Consider the following 8,367-nt stretch of genomic DNA (forward strand, 5'->3'; position numbering starts at 1 on the left):
CGCCTGTTGTTTGATGTAGGTTTCATCAACAACAGGCGTCTTCTTATCAGGACACCATGCCTCATTTATCCAGACCAAACTTTTTCCTGTAATAGGATTGTGCAGTATAAAGTGCCGCAACAGGATTATTTCCAGTCACCCGGTCTTTGGTTACAAGCGTAGTGACATACGCATCCGAATATTTGTAAAACAAGCTGTCATGACCTACACAAAGACCGATGACTACATTCAAGTCGGTTTGTGCCCGATTAAGCAACCTTGCCTGCAGAATAGGATTACACATCGCACTGCCAATGCGTTCGCATTCTTCCGGTATACCCACCGAAGTTTTTGCCTTTCCTGCCACCTTACAAATAACCGAATAAGGTTCGAAACCATTAACACGCAATATACGCGCAAAAATGCGTGCCTCGTTAATCAATCCTATGCAGTTGGCAATACCTATCTTGTGTGCTCCTATCTTCCGGGCAAACTCCATAATCTCCTGCACTCGCGTCCACTGGCAATAACCTTCGTATTCCACCTCAGCACTTGCCACCATAATGTCATGATTCCTCCCTTCTTCATACTTATTCATTGCCCAGGCATCATCTTCTGCGTCCAGACTGGTTGTCAGGCAAAAATCGGGATATGTACGGTCTTTATACTTACAATTCTGTGTACCACAATCCACACAACTCCAATCGTGCCTGTTTTCTTCCTCACTCATAACTTTCGAAAAAATGTTTTGTTACACAACAATAATGCTTTTTACTTACTTAGGCTAATCAGAAGTTAAAGATGATCTCCGATTTTCTATTCTCTTATTTGCTTTTCAATAAACGAATATCCGGCCCGACGTATGTTTCCTTCAGTCCGCCCCAGTCTACAATGATACGCTGTATCATCACACCGGGGTCACCACAACTTAAAGTCAAAGTGTGTGATTTACGCCTAGGGTCTATCGGGAAAGAAAACGTAGCTTTTACTCCATTTTGTAACACATTGTCTTTCCAAGATTTAGAGTATTCTTTAGGTATGTTATTCGTCACTTGCACCGGATGTCCGTCTACAGACACACCAAAGCGCGTCCCTCTACCTTTATATATAGGGAATACCGGCAACGAATAAACATGTACGGTTACCGAATCGGCATCTATCTGTGGCAATGCATACTCAATCTGAGGAGCCGAAGGAGAAGTGGGATCGGCCAAAGCTTCTGTCGCCTCTCCTAACTGAATGATGTTCCAGTCGTAACCCAATCCTTTTACCAAACGCAACGTATGACCGGAAGCCGACTTGACCTGATAGCGTGTCAAGTCTACCAGCGTACAACGCTCCAACACATCTTGTTCAAGACGGAGAGACAAGTCCACAGGCATTTCCCCTTTTCCTTTCGTATAAGTTACTTCCGGCATATGCTGATACTTAGCCACCCATCCCGGTGCCAGCGTCATCATGTAGTTCCATTTCCCATCCAATTGCGTATTATACCGGTGGTTCAACGAAGCGATGCTGTCGTATGCCAATTGCGATTGGCTTGCCGCCCAATTAGCTTGCTCAACCTTGCCTTCGGCAAGCAATTCACGATTTAATTGCGCCATCAAGAACTTTCGGTTCATCTGATATGAAGCTAAAGCCTGATAACCTATCAGTTCGAAGAATGCCGGACGAGAAGCCTCCGGAAGCTCATGATACAAATGCAACGCTTCGTCCGACAAACGTTGGTAATCGTCCAAGCGACGGAGCGCGTCATTATAATTTTGGAACGAATAGTCGGTAGAAGCCAATTCTGTGTATTCCGGCTCATCCCATTCACGTTCCCATCCCATGAATTCCGGCTTACGGCTCCATGCCAACCGATAATATTCATCCAGCATCCGCTGGAAACGAGGCTTGTACTCCTCTCCGAACAACTTCGCCATAAACGCCGACTGGTGTTCATTGATGGAATGGATATCATATTTGTCTATATCCCATGCCATATCGAAAAACGTCTTGATAGCAAGCTCCGCCGGCTTGATGTCGCCTACGTTCAGCAGCCAGTAACGGTCGGCACCCGTATCGTAAGCCTTCTTCAATTCTTCGTATATCAACACAGGAGGAATGGTGCATACCCAAAGATAATCGTGCGGAGCACCCAGATAAGAAGTATGGTAATAAACGCCTGCCCTTCCGCTACGTTGTTGCTCCTGCGGATTACTCAAGCGTTTCATATAACCGTAATTATCGTCCACCCATACCAAAGTCACGTCATCGGGTACCTTCAAACCACGTTCGTAAATGTCCAGCACTTCTTTATAAGGAACGAACTGTTGCGGAATGGAGTCAATCGGATGCGGAATATATTTCGACAAAATGTTCCGTTGATCTGCCAACACTTCTTCTATCAAACTTACCTCACGTTCCTTAGGCACTCCCACCAATCCGGCATCGTGAATGCCCCGCATGGCAAGGGTATAGAAATTCTCATAAGGAGCATTCTCCGAGATACGTTTATCAAGCACCTTATTGATGCTGTCTTTATTGGTTACATAATTCCATTCACCCATTGTTTTCTCGTCCCATTCTGTCACATTGTTGAAAAGCAAGGGTTCGCAATGCGAAGAAGTCATGACAATGGCAAAACTGTCTGCCACCAATTTGTTTTCAGGATATTTGTTAAATGATCCCGAACTGGGATGCATGGCTGGAGCCAGCATATTTCCTTTCATACGAAGAATCAGTTCACAGACTTTCGCATACGTTTTCGGACCGATGTCTCCTAGTTCCTTATCGAATGTCTTCGAAGCCCACGGTGTAATACCCCACCCTTCATCGTTGATAAAGAAGCCCCGGTATTTAACACTAGGAGCCTTAGAAACATAATCTGTTTTTTGAAGATATAAAGCATTCTTTTTCTTAACCGGCACATCCGCCCACCAATAAAGAGGAGATACACCGATGGCTTCTGATAAAGCAAACGTCCCGTATGCCGTTCCGCGACGGTCGCATCCGGCAATTATCAAAGCCCGTTTTATGCCTTTAGCGGGATTCTCAACGGTCTTAATAAGATATTGCTCCCAACCATTTTGGATACCAGTCACATCTATCTGATTATCACCTGCCAATTTGTCGATAAAAGAGTTATGGTTCAATGTACCAATAACAACGATATTTTGCCCTTTACCCGGATTTCCGACCTGGACATGCCCCTTTGTACCGGTTACCCGCCCAATGTCTTCCGCGAATAAAGAAGCCGCCTTTTTTACCACCTCAAAATCTTCAGGACTTACAAAAATATCACAAGACGCTCCACCTGCACATAAAGGGAAGTCCACCGATGATTTAGGTTTATCGTTTATTTTCGGCTGGGCGAAAACGGATAATCCACAGAATAGAAATAAGATAACGAATAGATGTTTCATACTATTTACTGATTTTAATACGAATATATGAATTAATTAAGTTTGAAACCGAATTTAATCCTCTCTTTAAGAATTTTTTAATGAAACTTCTAATACGTAAATAGGATAAGAATCAACCAATTCCCCCATACGAATCATCAAACCATCTTCACCCAATTTCCAATTCACATCCTGCCTTTCCGACAAACATTTCACCATTTCTATTTTGTCCTGTTTTGTAAAAGCTCTCAATTTAAAGACTGTATCTTGTACATGGCGCACAATGACATATACTTTATTCCCTTTGCTCGTATAGCGCACGTCTGGAATCCGTTGCTGAGGAAACCCATTGAAAACAGCATCGTCAAATTCTGCTTTTATCTCTTCATCAGGTTGGTTAGGATTCATTTTTTCTTCGTAAATACGCCAAGGCCTCGTCCCATAAATAGCTTCGCCATTCATTTGCATCCAAGTGTGCAACTCTTTTATAATCGGAAATGTCTGCTTAGGGAAAGCTCCCTGACCATTAGGAGCCACATTTAATAACATATTTCCCCCTTTGCTGACTATATCCGTTAAATAACGTATAATCATATCTGGTTTTTTATATAAGGTATCATAACTAATACTTCGTTAAATTGATATCTAATCCGTTGATAACAAACAAGTTAATTAATAAAGTTTAGCAGAACAAAATAGGTCAAGTGGCTGAAATTCAGTACCTTTAATGGTATCTAACCACACATTAAAGCAATGAACAGAACAGCACTTGACCAATATGAGGAACTCGTAACCGATGCTTTGAAAAGTTGTTCAGCAAAGTTACGCAAAAGTTTTAAAACGGCATTCATACAACTCATGATTTTGTATATGGTACTGCCAAGAAAGATTAATTTCACCCAAATGGGCCGTTACTCGGACAGCTCGGGACAACGCTTCCGGCAGTTGTTCGAACGTGAGTTTGACTGGATACAGTTCAATCTCTTCCTTATGCGGCAGCGGTTTGGAGAAAGCGTTAAAAAAGCCATTGCCATAGACGCAAGCTACATTTCAAAGTCGGGAAAGAAGACTCCTTATATCGGCAAGTTCTGGTCGGGATGCGCTTCTCAGGTGAAACGGGGACTGGAAATTCTCGGCATCGGCATTATCGACATTGACTGCCGGGACTGCATGATGCCGCCTTGTGGTATGCACATGACGGTGTCCGCACAGGCAAGCGTGGACGGCCGCGTATCAAAGGCGGGAAGATTGATTTTTGAGAAACTCGACCTTCAGCGTTGCGAGATTCTCGACATTGAAGGAGGAAGGGCTTACTCAGTCAAGGCATATTCAAAGGCAATGAAACGCAACATCAAAGTCGTGGTCCATTATCCCGAATCGGGAGGACACAAAATCTATTTCTCCACCGACCTTGACATGTCGGCCAGAGACATCATCGAATACTACCGTACACGATTCCAGATCGAGTTTTGCTTTCGGGATTCCAAGCAGTTTACCGGACTCAACGATTGTCAGGCAAGAGACTTGAGGAAACTTGATTTCGCTTTCAATGCCTCACTGGCATCGGTAAACACCGCAAAGGTCATGCGCCAACGATACTATCCCTCGATTTCCATCGGACTGCTAAAGGCCTATCTGAGTAATATTTACATGCGCAAAAGAATGTCTTATTTTTCAGAATAGTCAGCAAAAGAGGTGCCACCTGCTCGGCAGACTCTACCTTTGTTTTCTCCCACAAGGCTATCAGCGCCTCGGAAGCAATATCTCTACTACCGCCTCATCGTGGACGTACGACTTGGCAAAGCTAAACGCTTTCTTATAATAGGAGGTATAGATAAACGAAAATGATAGGTCCGGCATGTCGGAGATAATTAAGAGTGAATAATTAATAATGAACAATGAATAGTTAATAACGGTGGATGTCTCTGATTGCCGTTATTAACTATTCACTTTTAATTGTTAATTAACTATGTTTATTCCTTATCTTGTTTCAAAGGCGCAGGAGTATCCAAGCCACGTTTCTCGAGCAACCACTTGATATCGGGACCTTTTCCGCGGAAATTGACGTACATATCCATCGCGTCATCAATGCCGCCCGGCGTGAGGACATACTTGCGGAACTTACTTGCCACTTCGGGGTCGAACAGGTTTCCGCTCTCTACGTATGCTCCGAACGCATCACAGTCGAGCACTTCCGCCCAGATGTAGCTATAATATCCGGCGGTATAACCCCCGCCCATGGTATGCGCGAAATACGTAGTGCGGTAACGCGACGGTATCTGCTTCAGCAAACCACGGTCACCCAAAGTCTTGGCTTCAAACTCCATCACGTCCATATCGGCAGGCACCGACTTCAGCGTGTGGAAATCCATATCCAGAAGCGATGCGGCAAGGTATTCCACCGTAGCGAAACCTTGTCCGTACTTACTGCTCTTGTCGTATTTTTCTACCAGTTCGGTCGGCATGACCTCGCCTGTCTTGTAATGTTTCGCATATACCTGCAACATTTCCGGCTCGAAGGTGAAATGCTCGTCGATTTGAGAAGGAAGCTCCACGAAATCGCGGGGCACACCGCTCACGCCTGTATAGTGCACATCGCAAAAGAGCGAATGCAGCCCGTGCCCGAACTCATGGAAAAGCGTAGTCGCTTCATCCGGGCTCAAAAGGGCAGGCTCACCTGCCGACGGCTTGGTGAAGTTGCATACAATCGTAACTACAGGCACCACCTTGTTGCCGTTCTCATCATACGACTGGGGACGGTATTCGCCGCACCATGCGCCTCCGCTCTTGCTGGCACGTGGGAAGAAATCGAAATAAAGAATGCCCAAGGGCTTTCCGTCCTTGTCGATACACTCAAACACTTGCGCTTCGGGGTGCGGTTTCGGCATGTATTCCAAGGGACGGAACGTAATGCCATACAAGCGTTTTGCCATATAGAAAGCACCGTCGCGCACGTTGTTCAGTTCCAAATACGGACGGATTTCGTTCTCGTCCATGTCGTATTTATGCTTTTTCGCTTTTTCGAAGTAATAACGCCAGTCCCAGCCTTCCGGCTCAAAATCGTTGCCCTCACGCTTGATTTCCGCCTTGATATCAGCCAACTCTTCCTTCGCCTTGGCAAGAGCAGGTGTCCAAAGCTGGTTAAGCAGGTCGTACACGTTCTTTTCGTTCTTCGCCATACGGTCTTCCAACACCATCGAGGCATAGTCTTCATAGCCCATCAGCTTGGCTTTTTCCAGACGTGCCGTAATCAGGTCGCGCACCACTTGCTTGTTGTCGGCATCGTTCCCGTTATTTCCCCGATTGATATAAGCCTTATAAATACGCTCGCGCAACACACGGTTATCGGCATATTGCAAGAAAGGCATGATGCTGGGGTTATGCAAGGTAAACACCCATTTGCCTTCTTCACCCATGCCCTTAGCGGTCTCGGCGGCCTGTGCTATCAAGCTGGCTGGCAGCCCGCTCAAGTCTTTCTCGTCCGTAATGACCAGCTTGAAAGCGTTGGTTTCTTTCAGCATGTTTTGCTCGAACGTAATCTGAAGCGTCGAAATCTTCTCGTTCAACGCCCGAAGCTTCTGCTGGTCGGCATCGCTCAGGTTGGCTCCGCTCCGTACAAAGCTTTTATACGTTTCCTCTAACAACTTAGCCTGTTCCTTATCGAGATTGAATTTCGCACGGTTCTCATATACTTCCTTCACCCGCTGAAACAAGCGTTTGTTCAGCGAAATATCATCGCTATGAGCCGAAAGCAACGGAGCCATTTCCTGCTCCAACGCCTGCATCTCGGCGTTCGTATTGCATCCGCTCTGCCCAAAGAACACATACGCCACCCGGTTCAACATCGCTCCGCTCCGGTCGAGTGCCACGATGGTATTGTCGAAGTCGGGCACCGAGCGTTGGTTTACGATAGCATCTATCTCCCGCTTCTGTTCTTCCATCCCTTTCAAAAACCCTTCACGGTAATCTTCAAGGGTGATTTGTTCGAAAGGCGGAACCCCGTACGGCGTGTTAAATTCGCTCAGGAACGGGTTGACGTGTCCCGTAGCGTCTTGCCCGTAAGCCGCCACGCCTGCGGCAAAGCATACGGCAAACATCAGTTTTCTGCAAACATTTATCTTCATGTTTTTTTCTACATTTATTATTTTGTGCGCTAAATTACGGAAAATTTCAAGAATAGGAAACTCAAAATGTGTATCTTTGTAAAAATAATGACTAAACACTTTGATTATGGAAACGACACTGGATACAAGCGCGGAACTCTTCCGCCAAATCGGTTACCTTGCCGACGACGAGAACAGCCTGAAGAAACTTCTTGCCTATACCAAGAAATTAGTGACCAAGAAAAAGGAGGCGGAAGAAGAGCCCGTACAGACCAAAGAGGAAATCCTTGCCGACTTTGCCGAGGCTTGCCGTGAACTGAAGCTGCACAAGGAAGGGAAAGTAGAACTACAAACGTGGGAAGAATTTAAAAAAGAATTGCAAGATGAAGGATATTACAATTAAACTTTCACTCATATTCCGAAAGGAATTCAAAAAACTTGCAAAGAAATACCGTTCGCTTCCTTTTGACTTGGAAAGATTAATAGAATCGATTCAAGAGAATCCTATACAAGGCACGGATTTAGGTAACAAGCTTCGCAAAATCCGCCTTGCCATTACCTCGAAAGGAAAAGGCAAAAGCGGTGGAGCACGTATCATCACTTATGCGATAACCGTACGAGAGGACGGAATCGAAGTCACTTTACTGACCATTTACGACAAGTCGGACCAGGAGAACATCTCTGATAAAGAATTGCTGGACTTGCTGAAACAATGCGGACTATGACTTTTAGAATATGAATATCCGCATTCCGCCCGATAGCTACAATCGGCACTTTGCGGATACTCATATTCTAAGAAGCTGTTTTGAATTTCTCCAAAAAGTTTTTCTTGGCTTGATGTATCCGTTTTCGTGTGTGCTTTGGGCGATTTTTTGGTCCTTTTCGCTCCTGTTCTTCGT

At 45.2% G+C, this 8,367-nt stretch carries 7 protein-coding genes and 1 pseudogene; 3 read left to right on the top strand and 5 right to left on the bottom strand.

Features of this window, described 5'->3' with window-relative positions; translation table 11 throughout:
- Positions 1–61 precede the first annotated feature (61 nt).
- The 3 genes from B5F78_RS09565 to B5F78_RS09575 all read right to left on the bottom strand — a co-directional run bounded on the left by B5F78_RS09565 (position 62) and on the right by B5F78_RS09575 (position 3,992).
- Positions 62–709, bottom strand: coding sequence for a DUF1847 domain-containing protein (locus B5F78_RS09565; protein ID WP_087406581.1), 648 nt, complete (start codon positions 707–709; stop codon positions 62–64).
- Between the two features lie 94 nt (positions 710–803).
- Complete coding sequence (locus tag B5F78_RS09570) at positions 804–3,386, bottom strand: glycosyl hydrolase 115 family protein (RefSeq protein WP_087406582.1); 2,583 nt, start codon at positions 3,384–3,386, stop codon at positions 804–806.
- Positions 3,387–3,452: 66 nt separating this feature from the next.
- The gene (locus B5F78_RS09575; protein WP_255376618.1) at positions 3,453–3,992 is read right to left on the bottom strand and encodes an alpha-L-fucosidase; all 540 of its coding nucleotides are present in this window, start codon (positions 3,990–3,992) and stop codon (positions 3,453–3,455) included.
- A gap of 711 nt (positions 3,993–4,703) precedes the next feature.
- On the opposite strand from B5F78_RS09575, the gene B5F78_RS18030 reads away from it, so the two are divergent.
- Positions 4,704–5,048: a transposase gene (locus B5F78_RS18030; protein WP_430746802.1), complete on the top strand. Its 345-nt coding sequence runs from the start codon at positions 4,704–4,706 to the stop codon at positions 5,046–5,048.
- Here the strand turns inward: B5F78_RS18030 and B5F78_RS09585 are convergent.
- Together B5F78_RS09585 and B5F78_RS09590 are read right to left on the bottom strand one after the other, a co-directional pair.
- A pseudogene (locus tag B5F78_RS09585) lies at positions 5,032–5,225 on the bottom strand (sigma factor); the annotation flags it as partial. The gene B5F78_RS18030 and the pseudogene B5F78_RS09585 overlap by 17 nt on opposite strands.
- A 113-nt stretch (positions 5,226–5,338) precedes the next feature.
- Complete coding sequence (locus B5F78_RS09590; RefSeq protein ID WP_430746803.1) at positions 5,339–7,462, bottom strand: M3 family metallopeptidase; 2,124 nt, start codon at positions 7,460–7,462, stop codon at positions 5,339–5,341.
- Positions 7,463–7,595: 133 nt separating this feature from the next.
- Here B5F78_RS09590 and B5F78_RS09595 point away from each other — a divergent pair, with 133 nt between their 5' ends.
- On the top strand, positions 7,596–7,871 hold the full coding sequence (locus tag B5F78_RS09595; RefSeq protein ID WP_087210966.1) for a hypothetical protein: 276 nt from the start codon (positions 7,596–7,598) through the stop codon (positions 7,869–7,871).
- The gene (locus B5F78_RS09600; protein WP_087406583.1) at positions 7,852–8,193 is read left to right on the top strand and encodes a type II toxin-antitoxin system RelE/ParE family toxin; all 342 of its coding nucleotides are present in this window, start codon (positions 7,852–7,854) and stop codon (positions 8,191–8,193) included. The genes B5F78_RS09595 and B5F78_RS09600 overlap by 20 nt, the downstream gene beginning before the upstream one ends.
- Positions 8,194–8,367 lie beyond the last annotated feature (174 nt).

The organism is Bacteroides sp. An279 (genome assembly GCF_002159615.1).
GTDB lineage: Bacteria > Bacteroidota > Bacteroidia > Bacteroidales > Bacteroidaceae > Phocaeicola > Phocaeicola intestinalis.

Coding starts and splice junctions, on each gene's coding strand:
- B5F78_RS09565 (WP_087406581.1), bottom strand. CDS start 709: ATGAGTGAGGAAGAAAACAGGCACGATTGGAGTTGTGTGGATTGTGGT.
- B5F78_RS09570 (WP_087406582.1), bottom strand. CDS start 3,386: ATGAAACATCTATTCGTTATCTTATTTCTATTCTGTGGATTATCCGTT.
- B5F78_RS18030 (WP_430746802.1), top strand. CDS start 4,704: ATGAAACGCAACATCAAAGTCGTGGTCCATTATCCCGAATCGGGAGGA.
- B5F78_RS09590 (WP_430746803.1), bottom strand. CDS start 7,462: ATGTTTGCCGTATGCTTTGCCGCAGGCGTGGCGGCTTACGGGCAAGAC.
- B5F78_RS09595 (WP_087210966.1), top strand. CDS start 7,596: ATGGAAACGACACTGGATACAAGCGCGGAACTCTTCCGCCAAATCGGT.
- B5F78_RS09600 (WP_087406583.1), top strand. CDS start 7,852: ATGAAGGATATTACAATTAAACTTTCACTCATATTCCGAAAGGAATTC.